This window comes from Novosphingobium resinovorum, assembly GCF_036352595.1.
Classification (GTDB): Bacteria; Pseudomonadota; Alphaproteobacteria; order Sphingomonadales; family Sphingomonadaceae; genus Novosphingobium; species Novosphingobium resinovorum_B.
The window spans coordinates 1-18,649 of the sequence record NZ_JAZFAX010000056.1; the positions used below are offsets into that span (position 1 = coordinate 1).

At 69.2% G+C, this 18,649-nt stretch carries 15 protein-coding genes and 1 riboswitch; of the genes, 1 reads left to right on the plus strand and 14 read right to left on the minus strand.

Annotation, left to right across the window (positions count from 1 at the left end):
• Positions 1-71: 71 nt before the first annotated feature.
• The 10 genes from V2S85_RS25260 to V2S85_RS25305 form a co-directional block, all read right to left on the minus strand.
• Positions 72-1,400 carry a site-specific integrase gene (locus V2S85_RS25260; RefSeq protein WP_330705555.1) on the minus strand — a complete coding sequence of 443 codons (1,329 nt, stop codon included), beginning with the start codon at positions 1,398-1,400 and terminating at the stop codon, positions 72-74.
• 542 nt (positions 1,401-1,942) lie between these two features.
• Positions 1,943-2,449 (minus strand): bifunctional adenosylcobinamide kinase/adenosylcobinamide-phosphate guanylyltransferase, encoded by a 507-nt coding sequence (cobU, locus tag V2S85_RS25265; RefSeq protein WP_330705568.1) that lies wholly within the window; start codon positions 2,447-2,449, stop codon positions 1,943-1,945.
• Positions 2,449-3,906 (minus strand): cobyric acid synthase, encoded by a 1,458-nt coding sequence (locus tag V2S85_RS25270; RefSeq protein ID WP_330705556.1) that lies wholly within the window; start codon positions 3,904-3,906, stop codon positions 2,449-2,451. Before V2S85_RS25270 ends, cobU begins: the two co-directional genes overlap by 1 nt.
• A complete protein-coding gene (gene cbiB, locus V2S85_RS25275) occupies positions 3,894-4,841 on the minus strand; it encodes an adenosylcobinamide-phosphate synthase CbiB (RefSeq protein ID WP_330705557.1) in 948 nt (315 codons plus the stop codon). Before cbiB ends, V2S85_RS25270 begins: the two co-directional genes overlap by 13 nt.
• On the minus strand, positions 4,834-5,817 hold the full coding sequence (locus V2S85_RS25280; protein WP_330705558.1) for a threonine-phosphate decarboxylase: 984 nt from the start codon (positions 5,815-5,817) through the stop codon (positions 4,834-4,836). The genes cbiB and V2S85_RS25280 overlap by 8 nt, the downstream gene beginning before the upstream one ends.
• On the minus strand, positions 5,814-6,524 hold the full coding sequence (gene cobS / locus V2S85_RS25285; protein ID WP_330705559.1) for an adenosylcobinamide-GDP ribazoletransferase: 711 nt from the start codon (positions 6,522-6,524) through the stop codon (positions 5,814-5,816). Before cobS ends, V2S85_RS25280 begins: the two co-directional genes overlap by 4 nt.
• A 145-nt stretch (positions 6,525-6,669) precedes the next feature.
• A complete protein-coding gene (locus V2S85_RS25290; protein WP_330705560.1) occupies positions 6,670-7,230 on the minus strand; it encodes a histidine phosphatase family protein in 561 nt (186 codons plus the stop codon).
• Positions 7,227-8,243, minus strand: a complete 1,017-nt coding sequence (gene cobT, locus V2S85_RS25295; protein ID WP_330705561.1) for a nicotinate-nucleotide--dimethylbenzimidazole phosphoribosyltransferase — start codon at positions 8,241-8,243, stop codon at positions 7,227-7,229. The genes V2S85_RS25290 and cobT overlap by 4 nt, the downstream gene beginning before the upstream one ends.
• Positions 8,240-8,647: a DUF1636 domain-containing protein gene (locus V2S85_RS25300; protein WP_008829837.1), complete on the minus strand. Its 408-nt coding sequence runs from the start codon at positions 8,645-8,647 to the stop codon at positions 8,240-8,242. The genes cobT and V2S85_RS25300 overlap by 4 nt, the downstream gene beginning before the upstream one ends.
• 253 nt (positions 8,648-8,900) lie before the next feature.
• Positions 8,901-10,886 (minus strand): TonB-dependent receptor plug domain-containing protein, encoded by a 1,986-nt coding sequence (locus V2S85_RS25305; RefSeq protein ID WP_330705562.1) that lies wholly within the window; start codon positions 10,884-10,886, stop codon positions 8,901-8,903.
• A gap of 171 nt (positions 10,887-11,057) precedes the next feature.
• A riboswitch (cobalamin riboswitch) is annotated at positions 11,058-11,250 on the minus strand.
• 72 nt (positions 11,251-11,322) lie between these two features.
• On the opposite strand from V2S85_RS25305, the gene V2S85_RS25310 reads away from it, so the two are divergent.
• Positions 11,323-12,642, plus strand: coding sequence for a cobyrinate a,c-diamide synthase (locus V2S85_RS25310; protein ID WP_330705563.1), 1,320 nt, complete (start codon positions 11,323-11,325; stop codon positions 12,640-12,642).
• Here V2S85_RS25310 and mdoH read toward each other — a convergent pair.
• The 4 genes from mdoH to V2S85_RS25330 all read right to left on the minus strand — a co-directional run bounded on the left by mdoH (position 12,621) and on the right by V2S85_RS25330 (position 18,259).
• Positions 12,621-14,444, minus strand: a complete 1,824-nt coding sequence (gene mdoH, locus V2S85_RS25315) for a glucans biosynthesis glucosyltransferase MdoH (RefSeq protein WP_330705564.1) — start codon at positions 14,442-14,444, stop codon at positions 12,621-12,623. The two genes, V2S85_RS25310 and mdoH, sit on opposite strands and share 22 nt — an antisense overlap.
• A gap of 11 nt (positions 14,445-14,455) precedes the next feature.
• On the minus strand, positions 14,456-15,949 hold the full coding sequence (locus tag V2S85_RS25320) for a glucan biosynthesis protein (protein WP_330705565.1): 1,494 nt from the start codon (positions 15,947-15,949) through the stop codon (positions 14,456-14,458).
• A 98-nt stretch (positions 15,950-16,047) separates the two neighbouring features.
• Positions 16,048-17,301: an efflux RND transporter periplasmic adaptor subunit gene (locus V2S85_RS25325; protein ID WP_330705566.1), complete on the minus strand. Its 1,254-nt coding sequence runs from the start codon at positions 17,299-17,301 to the stop codon at positions 16,048-16,050.
• A complete protein-coding gene (locus tag V2S85_RS25330; protein ID WP_330705567.1) occupies positions 17,294-18,259 on the minus strand; it encodes an RND transporter in 966 nt (321 codons plus the stop codon). The genes V2S85_RS25325 and V2S85_RS25330 overlap by 8 nt, the downstream gene beginning before the upstream one ends.
• Between the last annotated feature and the right edge of the window lie 390 nt (positions 18,260-18,649).

Below are 18,649 nucleotides of genomic sequence, written 5' to 3' on the forward strand. Positions count from 1 at the left end.
ATGCCTCAAGGTGATCGCTCAAACTGAACAGGGACTTGGGATCCATAGCTGGCCTCCGTGATCGCGCGCCCTCAATGAATCATTATAGCCGTCCAAACGCTACCGGTTTTTGCGGGTCTCCAGCTGCGATCGAGCGCATAGTGCGTGTGGAACAAGACGGCTCCGTCGAGCAGCGCCTGGATGTAACCCGACACCGTGTCGGCAGCCATGACGAGAGCTGCATCGAGCGTATGCACATAGCGGCTCGTGATCGAGCCCGAGGCATGGCCGAGCAGCGCCGCGATGGTGATCTCAGTGAAGCCCAGATCGTTCGCCAGACTGGCGAAGCTGTGCCGCAGCACATGCGCCGTGAGGTCCGCCAACTCGCTCCCGGCGAAGATATTCTCCCAATGCCGCGGGAAGCTGCCGAACGGCCCGTCCGTGTTCCTCTCGCCCGGAAACACATAGGGGCTGTCGCCGCCCATGTCCCGTTCGTCGAAATACTCTGCGATCGGCAAGCCCATCGGCCGAACGGACTGGCCCTCCTTAGTGTCCTCGAAGCGGAAGGCGCTTCCAACGGTGTCGATCTCTGCCTTTCGCACCTCGATGATCTCGCCGCGACGGCATCCCGACATGGCGATCAAGCGGATGATGTCGACGGTGCGCTCATAGCGTTCGTCCTCGGCCGCTTTGGCGAGGATGCGGCCGAGCGTCCGATACTCGTCTTCGTTCAGCCGACGCTTCCGCACCACGTCCTTGGGCTTGCGGACACCGTGAGCGGGATTGTTCTCAATGATGCCCAGCTCGTCCCGCGCATAGGTGAAGATGCCGCCCAGCAGACCGACCGTGCGGCTCGCCGCCCCAAGGCCACCCCGGACAATGGACTTGCCGCGCAGCTTCTTCGTCTTCTCCGTAGAGCGCGTCTTACCGGCCATGATGTCCTTCATCATCGCCGTCACGTCCGCCTTGGTGACGTGCGTGACGCGCTTCGAGCCGAGCAACGGAATGATGTGGCGCGTGATCCGGCCAAGATCGGTGATCTTGGTGCTGGCCTTCTTGGGCCGGCCGCCCTTGCCGAGAATCCGGCCGGCTTCCAGCTCCGCCATATATAGTTCGCACAGTTCCTTGACCGAGATCGCCTTGCGGGCGCTGTTCCGATCTTCGAGCGGATCGTTGCCCTTGGCGACGTCGGCCAGCGCCTGAATCGCCAGCGTCCGCGCCTGTTCGGCGGTGACGGTGCCGTGGCGGCCGAGTTTCATCCGGCGCCGGACATTGTTGGCGTTGCGGTAATCGACAAAATAGGTCCGCGTGCCGGAGGGCAGCACGAACACGCCGAAGCCCTTCAGATCGCTGCACCAAACGGTATATTGCCGGTCGCGCGGGTCGGCTTTGTCGACGACGGTTTTCGTCAGCTTTGGCATATGCACCTCGCTAGAGCGGGTTCAGAAAACTCACCAAAAACTCACCAGCAGATCGAGAACTGTGGGGTGTCTTTGCGTAGTCTGGAATACCCTCTTTGTAAACAAATCTCTGTAGAAACAGAGACTTGGCGTGCTCTAGCGTTGGATTGGAAAGCCTGGCGTAGCGTTGTAGTTCTAGCTCCGAAGGCAGAGGCCACAGGTTCGAATCCTGCGGGTGCACCATATCCCCACATTGACGTCTCATCGCCCCCGCGCAGTTCATCGCGTTCATGGCGCCGTCTGCCGTTAACGGGCGTTAACACCTGCAGCTTGCGCGCGCGTCGCCGCGTTGCAGCAGGCAGTATCAGCAAGACGTGAGCCGCACATTGTCCAATGTTCAACGTGCCCATTTCTGGGGCATCAAGGCCGCGCAGGCCGGTATTCCGCTTTCCAGCAGTCCTTACGCCAGTCCCCAGCAGAGAGCCGCATGGGAAGCCGGCTATCGCCACGATCCGTTTGCGCAGGATCGGCGACATTCACTACCCAATTGAAACGGAATTTCTCTATTTCAGCTTGAGCGGCAGCCCCGCAGCGACGAATTCGACTTCGTCGACCGTCGCGGCGATGGTCTGGTTCAGGCGTCCCGCTTCGTCGCGGAAGCGCCGGGCGAGGGCGTTTTCGGGTACGATGCTCAGGCCCACCTCGTTGGATACCAGCGCCAGCGGGACCGGGCAGCGGCGGATCGCCTCCTGCAAAGCCGTGACCGGCCCGTCCAGCGGCAGGTCTGCCAGCATCAGGTTCGATAGCCACAGCGTCAGGCAGTCGACGAGCACCGCGTCCGCCTCCCGCGCGGCCCTGTCGATGGCGCTTGCCAGATCGAGCGGTTCCTCCAGCGTGGTCCAGCGGGGCCCGCGATCCTCGCGGTGGCGGGCGATGCGTTGGGTCATCTCACCGTCGAATGCCTGCCCGGTGGCGATGTAGCAAAGGTGGCCGGGCTGAGACTCGATGCGGGCCTGCGCATGGCGGCTCTTGCCCGAACGGGCGCCGCCCAAGACCAGAAGGCTGCGCATCATAAGGTAACTCCCGCCAGGGCGAGCAGCCCTTCGATGTCCAGATGGCGCTCCATCGCCTCGGCCAGCGCATCGAGTGCGGCATCGACGCGGGCGTCGTTGTCGAAGCCGTCCGACTGCGCGCCGATGCGGGCGAGCATGGCGCCGCGAAGGCCCGGTTTGGCGAGCAGGCCGTGGCAGTAGGTGCCGAAAGTCCGCCCGTCTCGCCCGATGGCGCCGTCCGCGCGGCCCTGCGCCAGTCGCGCGAAAGGCCGCGTGGCGTCAGGCCCCTCGGTCACGCCCATGTGCATCTCGTAGCCGGTGAACGGGGCGTCCATCGCCGTGCCCTCGACCTGCTGCAGCGTCTTGCGGCCCGCCAGCACCGTCGTCACGTCGAGCAGACCGAGCCCGGCGACCTCGCCCGGCGGTCCCTCGATGCCTAGAGGGTCGGCGATGGTGCGGCCGAGCATCTGGTAGCCGCCGCAGATGCCTAGTACCGCCCCGCCGCGCCGGTGATGGGCGAGGACGTCGATGTCCCAGCCCTGTTGGCGCAGGAAGGCCATGTCGGCGATCGTCGCCTTGGAGCCGGGCAGGACGATCAGCGCCGCCTCGGCCGGGATCGGGGTGCCGGGCGGGATCATCGCGACGTCCACGCCGCTCTCCTGCCGCAGCGGGTCGAGGTCGTCGAAGTTGGCGATGCGCGGCAGGATCGGGCAGGCGACCAGCAGCTTGCCCGGCTTCGCGCCGAGCCCGCGTTCGAGGATGACCGCGTCCTCGCTCGGCAGTTGCGCGACGGCAGGCTCCCACGGCAGGACGCCGAAGCCGCGCCAGCCGGACAGTCGCTCGATCGCTTCGTAGCCGTCGGTGAAAAGCGCGGGATCGCCGCGGAACTTGTTGATGATGAAGCCGTGGATCATCGCCGCGTCCTCGGGATCGATCACCGCGCGGGTGCCGACCACGGCGGCGATGACGCCGCCCCGGTCGATGTCGCCCGCAAGCACCACCGGGACGTTGGCGGCGCGCGCGAAGCCCATGTTGGCGATGTCGCCGCTGCGCAAGTTGATCTCGGCGGGAGAGCCGGCCCCTTCGACGAGGACGAGGTCGCAGCGCGCCTCCAGCCGGCGGTAGCTTTCGAGCACTTCGCCGAGCAGCGGGCGGCGCGCCTCGCGGAAGTTGGCGGCGCCCAGCGTGCCGCGCACTTGGCCGTGGACGATCAGCTGCGAGGTGCGGTCGGCCTGGGGCTTCAGGAGCACCGGGTTCATGTCGACATGGAGCGGCGCGCGCGCGGCGATGGCCTGCAGCGCCTGCGCGCGGCCGATCTCGCCGCCCTCCGGGGTGACGGCGGCGTTGTTGGACATGTTCTGCGGCTTGAACGGCAGGACGGTGAGCCCCCGGTTGGCGGCGGCGCGGCAGAGCCCTGCGACCAGCACCGACTTGCCGACGTCGGAGCCGGTTCCCTGCAGCATCAGGCCAGCCATGCGGTGCCCATCGCGATGATCCCCAATATAAGGCAGGCGCGCCGGTAGATCGTGAGCGCGCGGGAGAGGTGGTGCGGTGTCGCCGTGTCGCCTTCACCGATCCACGGCTTGTCGGCAAGCACGCCGTCGTAGGCGATCGGCCCGGCGAGGCGGACCCCCAGCGCGCCGGCCATCGCCGCTTCGGGCCAGCCCGCGTTGGGCGAGGCGTGGCGGGCGTGGTCGCGGGCCATCACGCGCCAGCCCTTGAGCCCGGCCCCCATGCCCGCAACGCACAGCAGCGCTCCGGCGAGGCGGGCGGGTATCAGCATGACGAGATCGTCTAGGCGGGCGGCGGCCCAGCCGTAAGGGCCGTAGGGTTCCTCGCGGTGCCCGATCATGCTGTCGGCGGTGTTGATCGCCTTGAGCATCCAGGCGCCCGGCAGACCCAGCAGGAGCAGCCAGAACAGCGGCGCGACGACGCCGTCGCAGAAGCTCTCGGCCAGGCTCTCGATGGCGGCGCGGGCGGTGGCGGGCGCGTCGAGATGCCGGGTGTCGCGGCCGACGATCATGCCGACGGTGCGGCGGGCCTCGGGCAGGTCGCCGCGCAGCAGGGCGTCGCGGATCGGGCGGACGTGGTCGTCGAGGCTGCGGGCGGCGATGGCGGGCCAGGCGAGCACGGCGAGGATCGGCCAGGCCCATGCGCCTGCGAAGGCGCGGACGGCGATCTCGATCGCGAGAGTGAGGCCGCCGGTGAAGGCGACGAGCAGCGCGGTGGCAAGGACACCCGCGAGGCGGCGCCGTGCGGGCGAGGCGTCGCGGCGGTTGAGGCGGCGCTCGCAGGCGCGGATGATCCGGGCGAAGAGGCCGACCGGGTGGCCGGTCAGGGCATGGAGCCGGGCGGGCCAGCCGAGCGCGGCCTCGATAGCGAGTGCGGCGGCGCCGATGGGTTCAGCCATTGCCAAGCGCTCGGTCGAGGCGGTCCAGCGCTGCGGGATCGGCGGGGACGCCGAAGCGCAGGGTGTCGGGGCGCTCGGCGAAAGGACGAGTAAGGATGCGAGCCTTGGCCAGCCGCTTGAACAGCGCGCCTGCGTCCACGCCCGAAAGGTAGCGGAACAGCGGGCAGGCGCCTTGCGGGGTGAAGCCGTGCCGCTCCAGCACCGCGTCGAGCGCGGCAACGCGGCGGGGGAGATCGGCGCGGGTATGGGCGATCCACGCGGCGTCGGCATAGGCGGCGCGGCCGAGTTCGAGCGCGGCGGTGTGGAGGGGCCAGCTGCCGGTCAGCGCGCGCAGGCGGTCCAGTACGTGCCTCGGCGCGATCACGAAGCCGAGGCGAAGCCCTGCGAGGCCGAAGAACTTGCCGAACGAGCGCAGGACTATGAGGCGGCGGTCGTCGGCGACGTGTCCGGCGACGCTGGCTGGCGGGTGACAGTCGGCGAAGGCTTCGTCGGCGATCAGCCAGCCACCTTGCGCGGCGATGGCGTCGTGCCAGTCGAGCACGGCGGCGGCTCCCCGCAGCAGGCCGTCGGGGTTGTTGGGGTTGGCGAGGACGACGGCCTCGGCACCCTCGGTCGGCGCGGCGAAGGCGATCGGGCGGGAGCGGGTGAACGCCTCGGCATGGGTGCGGTAGGCGGGGGCCAGCGCGCGGCCGGGCAAGTCCAAGATTCCGGCGAGCAGGCGCAGCGCGGTCTCGCTGCCGGGGACGGCGCAGACGTGGTGGGGCTCGGCGCCGAAATGCTGAGCGGCGGTGCGTTCGAGGACGGTGAGTGCTTCGGGGTCGGGCAGGGCGTGCCAGTCGATGCGCAGGTCTTCGGGCGGGGGCCACGGCGCAGGGTTGAGGCCGGTCGAGAAATCCAGCCATTGCGACACCTCGCCGCCGTAGAGGCGTGCCGCTTGCGCGAGGCGGCCGCCGTGGTGGAGCAGGTCGGGGGTCATGCCGCCAGCGCCAGTGCGAGCAGCAGCGCGGTCTCGACCAGCTCGATCCCGGCGCCGTGGCCGTCGCCCGAGATGCCGCCGAGCTTCGCGCGCAGCCACCAGCCCCACAGCGGCACGGCGACGAACAGCGCCAGCAGCGCGGGCGCGGTCAGCACGGCGGCGAGGATCGCGGCGAGGCTCCAGCCGATGAGGTGGAGGCGGCTCACGCCCTTACGGAAGCGGGAGCCGAGGCCGGAGTGGAGTGGCGGCAGGAACAGCGTCCAGCCGATCGGGGCGATGCGCGCCAGCACCGGCACCAGTAGCAGCGCGGGCCATTGCACGGGGGTAAGCGCGTGCAGCAGCACCAGCTTGGCGAGCAGTTGCAGGCCGATCGCGACGACGGCGAAGCTGCCGACATGCGGGTCGGCCATGACGGCGGAGAGGCGCGCGCGGTCGCCGTGGGCGGCTCCCGCACCGTCCGCCACGTCGCCGAGGCCGTCGAGATGCAGCGCGCCGGTGATCGCCACCCATGCGACAAGCGCGGCCAGAGCGCCCAGCCACGGATCGCGCGGCTGGAGCAGCCACCATGGAAGAGTGATCGCCGCGCCCACCGCCAGCCCGGCGACCGGAAACCAGCGCATCGCTTTCGCGAAATCCTGCGCGTCGGCCTGAACGGCGGGGAGCGGCAGGCGGGTGAGGAACTGAAGGGCGAGGACGAGGTGCTTCATGAGGATTTCCCCGGCCTCACCGTCATTGCGAGCGCAGCGAAGCAATCCAGGGCAGTGCTGCGCCGCGCTGGATTGCTTCGCTGCGCTCGCAATGACGAGGGGTGGGGAGGCCGTGCGGGGCGGGGCATGCGCGCGGAGGGGAGGGTCATGTACTCAACCCCACGATCTGCGCGCCTTCGCCGGGCCAGAGGCGCAGGCTCAAGACGCTCGCATAGGGCAGGTCGAAGGCCCAGACTTGCGGCTGCTCCATGTGGAACAGTACCGCCAGCGCCGCGCGCATCGCGCCGCCGTGAGTCAGTACGAGGCTCGGCACCGTGATCCCCGCCAAGGCCCGCTCCACCCGCGCGCGCAGGGCCGACCAGCGCTCGCCGCCCGGCGGGGCGTGGGCGTCGGGATCCTGCCAGAAGCGTGCGTAGGCGGCAGGGGCGACCTCTGCGGCGGCAAGGCCGGTCCAGTCGCCGAAATCCAGCTCGCGCCAGTCGGGATCGACGCGGTGCTCCAGCCCCCGCGCGGCGGCGATGCGCGCGGCGGGATCGTGCGTGCGCGAGAGGTCGGAGGATATCACCCGATCGAACGCCAGCCCCTCGGCGCGCGCGACGCAGCGGGCGGTCTCGGACGGCAATGCGGGCTCGTCCCGGTGGCCCAGCAGCAGGCCCGGTCTTGCCGGGGCGCCGTGGCGCATCAGGTGGAGCGCGATGCCGCTCATGCCTTATCGGTCACCGCCGCTTCGTCGAACGTCGCCATCCGGTTGTGCGTCGCCAGAGCACCGCGCACGATCGGCACCGCCAGCGCCGCGCCGGTGCCTTCGCCCAGCCGCAGGCCGAGGTGGAGCAGCGGCTCCAGCCCGAGTTTGTCCAGCAGCCGCACATGACCCGCCTCCGCCGAGCAGTGTGCGGCGATGCAGTGATCGGTGAAACGCGGGTTGTCCCGCAGCAGCGGCAGGATAGCGGCCGAGGCGATGAACCCGTCCAGCAGCACCGGCACCCGTGTCAGCCGCGCGGCGAGGATCGCCCCCGCCATCGCCGCGATCTCGCGCCCGCCAAGCAGGCGCAGCGTTTCGAAAGCGTCGGTGGCGGCGCCGGAATGCAGCGCCACGGCCGCCTCCACCGCCACCGCCTTGCGCGACAGGCCGAGGTCGTCGATCCCGGTGCCGCGTCCGATCCAGTCCTGCGCGGAACCGCCCAGCACGGCGGCGCAAAGCGCGGCGGCGGGCGTGGTGTTGCCGATGCCCATCTCGCCCACCAGCAGCAGCCGGGTATCGGCGCCCAGCGCGGCGGCGCCCCGGTTCAGGGCGTCGAGGCATTCCTCCGCGCTCATGGCCGCCTCGCGGGTGATGTCGCCGGTCGGCCGGTCGAGATCGAGCGCCACCACCGAGAGCCGCGCGCCGCACGCCGCCGTCAGGGCGTTGATCGCCGCGCCGCCCGCCTCGAAGTTGGCGACCATCTGAACGGTGACCTCCGGCGGATAGGCGCTGACGCCCTGCGCGGTGACGCCGTGATTGCCTGCGAAGACGACTGCCTGCACCGGGTCCGCCTCGGGCCGTTCGCAGCCTTGCCACCCGGCCATGAACACCGCGATGTCCTCCAGTCGGCCGAGCGCGCCGGTCGGCTTGGTGAGGCGGGCCTGACGGTTCAGCGCGGCGGTGCGGCTGGCCTCGTCGGATTCGGGCAGCGCGGCGAGGGCAGCGGCGAAGGAGGCGGGATCGGCGAAACGGGTCATGTGCAGACGTAGCCTTCCGGGGGCGTGCGGGTGATGAAGTGGCCCTTCACGCCTTGCGGCCATTCCTTGAAGGGGACGCGGCCGTGCTCGCTTTCGGCGTGGCGCGCGGCATATTCGAGGATGGCGCGGGCGGCGTCTTCGTCCGGCGTGAAGTCGCCCAGCACGTAGCCGACTTTGCCCGGTGCGCGGATGTGGACGGTGCAGTGGCGGCTGCAGGCGAAGAGGCAGGGCATGGCCTGGATCTGCACGCCCTGCAGTTCGGGGTCGGCGGCCTGAACGCTGCGCATCGCTGCTTCGAGCAGGGCGCCGCCCCGCTGGCCGGTCTCGTCCTCGCGGGCGTCGGCGGTGTGGCGGCAGGTGTTGCAGACGACCACCGAAGGGCCGGGAGGTACGGGGGTCAGCATGGGGGTGTTTTCCTTGGGGGCCAAGGGTTTCGCATGGAAGGTTTCCGTTCCTCCCCGTCATCCTGAACTTGTTTCAGGATCCATCGGGCCGTGTTGCCGGAGGCCTGATGTCGCCAACGGCCCGCTCGGTTTGCTGCGACAAAGCACCGGGTACGAGGCGCGATGGACCCTGAAACAAGTTCAGGGTGACGGGCGGGGCGGATAAGAAGGTTCCATATCCGATAGCCCCGCATGAGGAGGGACGGGCCTGTCATCAGAACCGGCTGCGCACGCCGACGTAGACCGTGCGTCCCAGCGCGGAATAACCCGCCGCCGTCTGGTAGTCCTTGTCGGTCAGGTTCTCGACGCGGCCTTGCAGCATCAGGTTCTCCTTGATCCGCACTTGCGCGCGAAAGTCGATCAGCCAGTAGTCGTCCAGCTTCGCGGTCCCGGTGGCGGCGTTGAAGGTCTCGCCCGAGTAGCGCGCCGCGACGCTGGCGCGAAGCCCTTGCGGCAGGTCGATGCCCGCTTCGGCATTGGCCATGTGGCGCGGCACGCGCTGCAGCTGGCGGCCGTAAGTGGAGGCGCCTTCGGTGCGGTCCTCGGCGCGGGTCCAGCTGTAGTTGCCCTCGGCAAACAGCACGCCCAGCTTCGCCGACGCGGCGAGTTCCAGGCCGCTGGCCTTCGCCGTCTTGACGTTGGCGTAGTAGCCGAAGCGCGTGGTCGTGGTGCCGGGGATGTAGCACGCGGCGGGCAGGGTGCTGCCAGAATCGCTAGCCGTCGGGCAGTAGGCGAAGTCGATCAGGTTGTCGGTGTCGCGCTGGAACCAAGTGGCGGTGAGGCGCAGCGCCTCGCCGAAGTTCTGCTCGGCGCCCACTTCCCAGCCCTTCGCCTTCTGCGGGGCGAGGTCGGCGGTGCCGTAGGCGCTGTACATCTGGTAGAGCGAGGGAGCCTTGAAACCCTCGTCATAGCTGGCGCGCAGCACCGTGGCGCCTTCGTTGGGGGTATAGGCCGCGCCTGCGCTCCACACGGTCTGCCCGCCGAAGCGCGACTGGTGATCGTAGCGCGCGCCGCCGTCGAGGGTGAGGCCCTTGACCGGGCTCACGCGCAGTTCGGCGTAGAGGCTGTCCATGTCCACCGCGTAGGGCGTCAGCGTATAGGGCGCGGCGGAGTTCGTCGGCGAGGCGGTGGTCATCCGCTGCTCCTCGCGCTCGGCGCCGAACACGGCCTGGATCGCGTCGCTGAAGGTGTAGGTGCCCTGGTACTCGTAGCGGCGCAGGCGGCCGTGCGCGTCGAAGGTGATCGCGCGGATCGAGCGGGTGGGGTCGAAGTTCTCCCGGTCGGTGACGTTCTGCAGCACCGCGACGCGGTTGACCAGCTTGCCGTCCAGCAGAGCGAAGTTGAGGCCCGCGTAACCTGACCATTCCTTCGTGGTGCCATAAGCGAGGGTGTCGCCCGAAGTGCCGTCGAAATCGTTCTTCCCGTCGGCCCAGTAGCCGCGCAGGTCGAGGCTGACGCCGGGGGCGACGCGCACCGTGACGGTGCCGCTGGCGGCGCTGCGCTGGAAACCGTCGGCCTCGGTCCCGTTCGCGCGGGCGGAGATACCGTCGGTGGTGAAACGCGAGGCGGAGAGGCGCCAGTCGATGAGGTCCGAGGTGCCGCCCACGCCCGCGCGGGCGGAGACGGTGTCATGGGTTCCGGCCTCAACGGCGAAGCTGCCTTCGAGCGGCTCGGCCGGGCGGCGGGTGCGCACGTTGACGACGCCGCCGGTCGCGTCGCTGCCCCACAGGATCGACTGCGGCCCGCGCAGGATCTCGATCCGGTCGACGTCGTCGAGCAGCAGGTTGGAGAAGCCGTAGCCGCCCGCCGTCGCCGAAGGATCGGACAGGCGCATGCCGTCGATCACCATGACGGTTTCGCCGGCATCGGCGCCGCGGATGCGCAGCGAGGTGGTGGTGCCGTAGCCGCCGTTGCGCGACATCGAGACGCCGGGGGTGCGCAGCAGGGCATCGGTCAGGGCGATGGGCTGCAGGGCGACGATCGCGGGCTCGTCCAGCACGGTGACGGTGGCGGAGACGCGCTCGATCGCGACGGGGGTGCGAAGCGCGCTGACGAGGATGTTGTCGGCCGCGCCTGGTGTACTCTCGGTGTCGCCAGGTGCCGTTGTGGTATCGTTGGGTGCCGCTGTGTCCGCGAGCGCCGGAGAGGCCGAAACGAGCAGCGCGATGGTGGCTGCGGTGGTGGCAAGGTACTGTTTCACTTGTATTCCTTCATGCAAACGGCGGTGCTCCGTCGGCTGGTGAAGGATCATGGGCAGTGGGCGCGGACAGACAGCGCGACACCTCCCGCAAGCCCCCTCAGGCCGCCGGAACGATGGCTGTCGTTGCGCGAGGAATGACTTCCCCCGTTCGTCCGGCACACCCTGTCCGGTCGAAGAACGACGGCGACGGGCAGGTCTCCTGGCTCACGGGTCATCGCCAGTTTCGGCCGCCTTCTCAGGGACTTGCATCCCCAATGGCATGTGGCCGAGCGGCTCTCCGCTTACAGTTGCAGGGGCAGCCCAGGTATTTCACCCGCGTTCCCTTTCAATCCCCTCGCGGGGAACCTGTCGCGGCGCGGCAAGTATCGTGCGCCGGGCCGCCGCGCAAGAGGCCAATGCTTGCGCCAACCTGCGGGAAACCATAGGTGCGGGATCGATGGACACTCCGCGCCAAGACGATGCCCAGGCCTGCCCGGCCTACCTGATAAGCGCTCCGTCCTCGGGTCAGGGCAAGACGCTGGTGACCGCGGCATTGGCCCGAAGACACCGCAACGCGGGCAGAAAAGTGCGCGTTTTCAAGGTTGGACCGGACTTCCTCGACCCCATGGTGCTCGAAGTCGCGAGTGGCGCGCCGGTCCATCAACTCGACCTTTTCATGTGCGGAGAGGCGCAGTGCCGCGCCCTCCTGCACGAAGCGGCGCGCGAGGCCGACCTGATCCTCGTCGAAGGCGCGATGGGCCTGTTCGACGGTGACCCCAGCGCCGCCGACCTCGCCGAACGCTTCGGCTTTCCGGTGCTGGCGGTGGTCGATGGATCGGCGATGGCGCAGACGTTCGGCGCCCTGGTCCACGGCCTCGCGACCTATCGCCCGAGGCTGAAGGTCCATGCGGTGATCGCCAACCGCGTCGGCAGCGCGCGGCACGCGGAATTGCTGGAGCAGGGCGTGCCTGCGTCGGTGAAGTGGCTGGGCACTTTCCCGCGCGAGGCCGGAGTGACGCTGCCGGAGCGTCATCTCGGGCTGGTGCAGGCGGCCGAGGTCGCGGACCTCGACGCGCGGCTGGACCGCGCCGCGGCCCTGCTGCCCGGCGACGCGCTGCATCTGCCGCTGCCGGTCCTCTTCGCGGCCCCCGAAGATACCCAGCAATTCCCGTACCTTACGGGCCTGCGCATCGCGGTCGCGCGGGATGAGGCATTCGCCTTCATCTACCATGCCAACCTGCAATGGCTGGAGCGAGCGGGGGCGCAACTCGCCTTCTTCTCGCCGCTGCACGATGCGCGATTGCCGGATTGCGACGCGCTCTGGCTGCCGGGAGGCTACCCGGAACTCCATCTGGAGGCGCTTGCCGGCAACACGCCGATGCTCGACACCATCCGTGCCCACCATGGGGCGGGCAAGCCGATCCTCGCCGAGTGCGGCGGGATGCTCTACGCCTGCGCGTCATTGACGGACGTGCAGGGCAATCGCGCCGATCTGCTCGGATTGCTGGACGGGCACGCCGCGATGCAGCGGCGCTTCGCTGCCCTCGGCATGCAGCACATCGCGCTGCCGGGAGGGACGCTGCGCGGGCACACGTTCCATTATTCGCGGCTGGAAACCGGGCTTGTCCCGGCCGCTCGCGCCGCGACGCCGGACGGGCGGGACGGGGAAGCGCTCTATCGCCTAGGCTCGCTCACGGCGAGCTACATGCATGGCTACTTCCCGTCCGCTCCGGAGGCGGTCGCCCGAATCTTCGCTCAGGCCTCGGCCAGCGACTGACCCTCGGCCGCGAGCACTTCGGGTTCCTTGCGGGGACCGGAAGGGCCGGCCTCGACGATGCCCGGCTCGGGAACGCGGAACACCTTGGCGGCGGCTGCTTTCTGGCCGAGCTTCTCGCTCGACGACAGGCTGATGAGCCAGGGCGAGAGGAACAGGCCGACGATGATCGGCGAGAGCCAGATCGCCGTGGTCGCATCGAGGAACACGGTGGCGGTCAGCGCCGCACCGAGCAGCAGGTGCTCGCGCAAGTCGGGCAGGACTTCGCGCACGGTGATGCGGCGGGCGTCGCGGGTCTGGGTATTCCAGCCAGCCGAGATGCCCAGCAGCAGGCCGAGCAGTGCCTTGGTCTGGGTGACCATGGTGATCGGCGCGAGCAGCATGGCCAGCACCGTTTCCAGCGCGACCGAGCGCACGACCGCGACGGTGCCTCCGAAACTGCGGCGACGCTCGCCATCGGCCAGCATCCAGATCAGGCCCATGATCTTCGGCCCGAACAGCAGCATCACCGTCAGCGCCAGCACGCTCGGCGGGGCGAGGGTGACGAAACCACCATCGCCGTGCGTCGCGACCTGGCCGATCATCGTCAGGATCAGCAGCAGCCAGCCCGGCGAGGTGAGGTAGGCCGAGGCGCCGATCAGCAGGTGCAGGCGGCTGGCCCAGTGCAGGCCCGAGGCGCCGAGGAGCTGGAGGTGCTGCAGGTTACCCTGCATCCAGCGGCGGTCGCGGATCGCCATGTCGATGATCGTCGGCGGGAATTCCTCGTAGGAACCGCCGATCATGACCATGTGGACCGCCCAGCCACGGCGGCGCAGCAGGGCGGATTCGAGCATGTCGTGGCTGAGGATATGGCCGCCGAAGGGCGCCTTGCCGGGAAGCTCCGGAAGGCCGCAGGCTTCGGCGAAGGCGCGGGTGCGCACGATCGCGTTATGGCCCCAGAAGTTGGCTTCCGAGCCCGACCACCACAGCAGTCCGGCGCTTGCGATGGGCCCGTAGGCCTCACTCGCGAACTGCATCCAGCGCTGGAACAGGGTGCGCGCATTGGTGATCATCGGCACCGTCTGGAGCAGGCCGATCGAGGGACGCTCCTCCATGATCGAGGCCATGCCCACGATCGTCTCGCCGCTCATCATCGAATCGGCGTCGAGAACCAGCATGTTCTCGTAGGCGCCGCCGAAGCGCTTCACCCATTCGGCGATGTTGCCCGGCTTGCGGGCGATGTTCTTCTCGCGGCGGCGGTAATAGATCTTGATCGGCGCATGGTCGGCCAGTTCGTGCCAGGCCGCTTCCTCGCGCTTGCCGTGGAAAGGGTTGGAATCGCTGAGGATGAAGAAGTCGATCCACGGTGCACCGCCTGCTTCGGCGATCGAATAGGCCATGGCGCGCACCCGGGCGAAGACTTCCTCGACCCCCTCGTTGTAGACCGGCATCAGCACGGCGGTCTTGTGGCGCAGGCTGGAGGCGGGGCTGGGCAGCGCGGTGAAGCCGGGATGCTCGCCGGTGATGAGCTTGAGGAAGCCCATCGATGCGGTCACGAAGCCGAACGAGATCCAGCAGAACAGCGGCACGAAGAACGCCAGCAGCGCCACTTCGACCCAGTCGAGCCCGTCGCGCGAGAGTTCCATGCGCACCGTGCTCGATGCCGCCAGGCCGATCACCGCCGTGAGCGCGAGCAGCAGCAGGCGCTTGACCAGCATCCCGTGCGGTGCCGTCACCACCTCGTTCGCGGCGGGCGGGTTGCCCCACAGGTTCTGGATCGGCATCGCCATGGGCGATTCGGCCGGGAGCATCGGCGAATGGGTCATGGGGGTCGCACTCACGTTTCGATGGCCTTGATAACGGTCTCGGACAGCGCGGAGTTGCCGCGCTTGAGGAAAAGGCGGAACTGCGGCTGGGTGACTTGCGCCGATCGCACGTCGATCATCGCCCGCCAGCGCCCGTCTTCGGCGCGGGCCACGGGGTAGGCGACGGCCGAGACGACGGCGCCCTTGGGCAGGTCGGTATCGGGGGTCACGCCGCTGTCGCGGGTCAGGCCGGCGAGGGCCGGGCCGACGAAGTCGAACACGAACTTGCGTACGCCGGGCAGCGGCGGCACGCCGGGAGCGCCGCCGGGCCCTTCGTAGCTGTCGATGCAGCGTGATGCGGTGTCGGCGTCGATGGGGTTCGAGGTCCAGGTCAGCCGATAGGCGAAATCGCGCCGCTGGCCGGCCTTGGCGGGTTTGTCGCCGCGCCAGAACAGGGCGATGTTGTCCATCGTCTCGCTGTCGGTCGGCATCTCGTAGAGGCCCACCGCACCGCGCCCCCAGTCACCCTTGGGCTCGACCCAGAGCGAGGGGCGGCGATCGTAGAACACGCCGTCGTCCTGATAGTGGTCGAAGGCCTGGTCGCGCTGGAGCAGGCCGAAGCCCCTGGGCGAATCGGCCCGCAGGCTGTTCAGCCGCGCGACCCTGGGATTCGCCAGCGGGCGCCAGACCCGCTCGCCATTGCCCGACCAGATACACAGCCCGTCGGAATCGTGGATTTCCGGTCGCCAGTCGGCATGCGCGCGGGCCGGGCTCGCCTGGTCGTACCAGAACATGCTCGACGCGGCGGCGAGGCCGAGTTGCGCCACGTCCTTGCGCAGGAACAGCGCGGCGGTGACGTCCTGAGTGACGCCGCCCGCGCCCTTGCGGCATTCGAAGGCATAAGCACCGGTCAGGCTCGGCCCGTCCAGCAGGGCGTGGATGCGCACGGCATCGGCGCCGGTCTGCTCGATCCAGAACCGGGTGAAGTCGGGGAACTCCTCGCCGGTAGGCAGGCCGGTGTCGATGGCGATGGCGCGGGCGGAAATGCCGTACTGGTCGCGCGATCCGCAGGAACGGAAATAGCTGGCGCCCTGGTAGGCCAGCCAGTCGCTGCGGCCGGTCGCGTCCATCACGCGAAAGCCCACCGCATCGGTATTGTGCCCGCCGACGAACAGGTCGCTGGTATCGACGATCTCGCGCGCCTGCCCGCCTTCGACTACGGCCATGCGGACCGCCTTGGGCGCGGTGCCGCGCACGGCGGGGAACAGGCGGACGTTGCCGGCGATGCTGGGGGCGTCGCCATACGTAAGCTTGCCGGCGGCATCGTAGTCCGCCGCCGCGCGGGTCGATACGGGGAGGGCGACGTGCGGCCTGCGCGCCAGCGCGCGTGCCTGCGCCACCAGGCTGTCCCACGAAAACGGCTCGGGCGCGCCGAGCCGTTCGCCCGTCGCGGCCTTCACCCCGTCAGGCAGGGCGCTGGCCGCCATGAGCGCCGCAAACAGGCCCACGGCCGTTCGGCGCGACATTTGCGCGTCGTCGATTGAAATGCTGCTTACCCTCGTTGCCTCGGTTTTCCGTCGATGCCCATACGCACGGGCACGTCAATTGTTTCAGCCGCGACCTTTCATTGGCCTGACTGCGCGGCTCCGGCCGTCGCGTCCCGCCAACCGATGATCGCGCGATCGCCCGGTTTCAGGTCGTTGGCGAAGACTTCGGTGCGCTTGCCGTCGCTGGCGCCGATGGAAACGTAGACCCGGCGCGGTTCGCCTCCGTCGAGCACGAAGATGCGCTCGCGGCGCTGCGGATTGCGGGCACCGGGCTCGAATTCGAGCGCGGCGTTGGGCACCAACAGCACGTCGCGCCGCTCGGGCAGTTCGATCTCGACGGTGGCGGCCATGCCGGGGCGGAGCTGCGGGCCCGGCTTCTCGACGGTGAAGACGGCCAGCGGCGGCGCGGCCTGCGGCGGCGGCGAGACGCGCAGCAGCGTCAAGGTCGCCGACTGGGAAGCATCGGGCAGGGCATCGAGCCGTACCTTGGCCGGTGTCCCGGCCTTGATCGGTTCGGACGGTGGGGTGTTGAGCGGTACTTCGATCGTCAGCGGCGCAACACCCTGCGCGATCGTGAACAGCGGCTGGTGCTCGCCGATGGTCTGGCCCGGCTGGGCATGGCGCATCGTCAGCACGCCGGAGAACGGCGCGCGCACTTCGGCACCGGCCTTGCGCTTTTCGTCCGCGCCGAACCGGAGCTTCGCCGCCTTGACCTCGGCGCTTGCAGCCTCGACCGCGAGGTCCGCGCGGCGCGCATCGGCACGGGCGCGTTCCATCTCGTTGAGCGACGGCGCCCGGCCGCCCGACCGCCGCCAGACGCTCTCAAAACGGGCAAGGCGCCCGGCGGTATCCTGCGCCGCCACTTGCGCGGCCTCCATCGCTGCCTGGCTGGCGGCGAGGCGGGCCTCGCCCACCTCCATGTCGCCCTGGACCTCGCTCGCATCGATCATCGCGAGCAGTTCGCCGCGCTGGACCTCGCCGTCGGTCTTGCCCGACACCCATGTGACCCGGCCGGCCAGCGCGGAGAACACGGTCACTTCCCCGGAGCCGCGCAGCTGCCCGCGCTCGGATAGCAGGGGAATCAGGTTCCCGCGTTCCACCGGCGTCGAATAGTAAGGTGAATCCTCCCCGTTCACGAATCGCACGAAGAACGTCACCGCGCCCAGCGCGGCGATCGCCAGCACCAGCAGGCTGAACCAGTGGCGCATCACCCGCCGCGGCGCTGCGCCCAGCAGCGCGTCGAGCGGCGTATGCGCCTCATGCTCGCTTGCGACAGATTCGGCGGCGGGGCGCTCGATCACGGCGGGTTCTGTCTCGGAATGGTCAGTCACAGGCAGCGGTCACCGTTATGGTCGGGCCCGTCGCCGATGGGTCCGGGGCGACGACCGGTTCGAGGCCGCCGCGCGCCCATGACCCGTCACGTCCGGACCACAAATCAAGAGTCGCTTCCACCCGCCGGGCCCGCGCATCGACCAGCGCCAGATCGACCGCGAGCGCGGCGGCTTCGGCCACATAAAGCGTGGAGAAGCCCCCGGCTCCCTCGCGATAGGCAGTGCGGGCATCGCGGACGGTACGCCGAGCCTCTTCCAGCGTCTGCGTCAGGCGGGCTTCGCGCAGCACCGCGTCCGCCACCGCCACGCGGCGCGGCTCTTCCGGGGGCGCGAGCGAAAGCGGATCGACGGCCGGATCGGGAATGGCACCAGGCGAGCCGATCTTGGCGGCCAGCGCGTCCGGCTTGTCGCCGACCAGTCGGGCCAGTTCTCCGATCGCGTCGTCGAGACGGCCTTGCGCGAAACCGAGTTCGCCCTGTGCGGTCTCGTCCTGCGAGCGTGCGAGCGATCCGTCGATCGCCGGCGCCAGTCCGGCTTCGCGGCGGAACTGCGCAACCTCGGTATTGTCCTTATACTGGTCGCGCAACGAGCCGCGAAGCGCGACATCCTGCTGCAGCCGCCTGACTTCGACATAGGCGAGCGCAATCTGGCGTGCCAGTCGCTCGCGACGCAGGGAGACGCGCTCGACCTTGTCGGAGCGGATCTGCGGGTCGGGACGCACACTCTTGTCGCCAAGGAGCCTGCCGAGCCGCGATCCAATCCGCCGGGCGTCCTGCTCGGCCTGATGATCGTACTGGCGCAGCGAGGCAATGCGGCAGATCACGTCCGGATTGATATCGAGGCCCTGCTGCACCAGCGTCGCCAGCACCGGGTCTCCCACCTCGCGCCACCAGGGAGGAGAAAGCGGGGCGACGGCCGGCGCATCCGCTGCGATCGGCGGCGGCGGTATATCGCTCACCTTTGCGCCAGCTCCTGCGCAACCCGTGCTCGCGAGCAGGAGGGCCAGAAGCGCGACATCGGCCGGCCGGGCACGTGATTTCAAGATTTTCGACACATGCATTCGATAGCACCTGAACCTCGCGAAGCAATGCTGCGATAGCGAACGCAGGAACAGCCGGCTGGTGGCAAGCCGGAATCGTATTTGGGGGCGCCGCAGGCCATAGTAAGGACGCGCCCCGCCTTCCGGTTCCCAGGAAACGCGGTCTTGCGTTGAAAATGAACTTTTTTCAAAAACGGTGTTGACCGAATCAGAAGCCCCCCTTAGAGGCCGCTTCACCGCAGCGGAGCACGCTTCTGCTACGGTCGCCAACACAGACGGACAGCTAGTTCCCCCGGTCGCAAGAGCGAG

What these genes read in the sequence shown, in the direction of transcription:
- V2S85_RS25260 (WP_330705555.1), bottom strand. Translation starts at nt 1,400, where the DNA reads ATGCCAAAGCTGACGAAAACCGTCGTCGACAAAGCCGACCCGCGCGAC.
- cobU (WP_330705568.1), bottom strand. Translation starts at nt 2,449, where the DNA reads ATGCGCAGCCTTCTGGTCTTGGGCGGCGCCCGTTCGGGCAAGAGCCGC.
- V2S85_RS25270 (WP_330705556.1), bottom strand. Translation starts at nt 3,906, where the DNA reads ATGGCTGGCCTGATGCTGCAGGGAACCGGCTCCGACGTCGGCAAGTCG.
- cbiB (WP_330705557.1), bottom strand. Translation starts at nt 4,841, where the DNA reads ATGGCTGAACCCATCGGCGCCGCCGCACTCGCTATCGAGGCCGCGCTC.
- V2S85_RS25280 (WP_330705558.1), bottom strand. Translation starts at nt 5,817, where the DNA reads ATGACCCCCGACCTGCTCCACCACGGCGGCCGCCTCGCGCAAGCGGCA.
- cobS (WP_330705559.1), bottom strand. Translation starts at nt 6,524, where the DNA reads ATGAAGCACCTCGTCCTCGCCCTTCAGTTCCTCACCCGCCTGCCGCTC.
- V2S85_RS25290 (WP_330705560.1), bottom strand. Translation starts at nt 7,230, where the DNA reads ATGAGCGGCATCGCGCTCCACCTGATGCGCCACGGCGCCCCGGCAAGA.
- cobT (WP_330705561.1), bottom strand. Translation starts at nt 8,243, where the DNA reads ATGACCCGTTTCGCCGATCCCGCCTCCTTCGCCGCTGCCCTCGCCGCG.
- V2S85_RS25300 (WP_008829837.1), bottom strand. Translation starts at nt 8,647, where the DNA reads ATGCTGACCCCCGTACCTCCCGGCCCTTCGGTGGTCGTCTGCAACACC.
- V2S85_RS25310 (WP_330705563.1), top strand. Translation starts at nt 11,323, where the DNA reads ATGGACACTCCGCGCCAAGACGATGCCCAGGCCTGCCCGGCCTACCTG.
- mdoH (WP_330705564.1), bottom strand. Translation starts at nt 14,444, where the DNA reads ATGACCCATTCGCCGATGCTCCCGGCCGAATCGCCCATGGCGATGCCG.
- V2S85_RS25320 (WP_330705565.1), bottom strand. Translation starts at nt 15,949, where the DNA reads ATGTCGCGCCGAACGGCCGTGGGCCTGTTTGCGGCGCTCATGGCGGCC.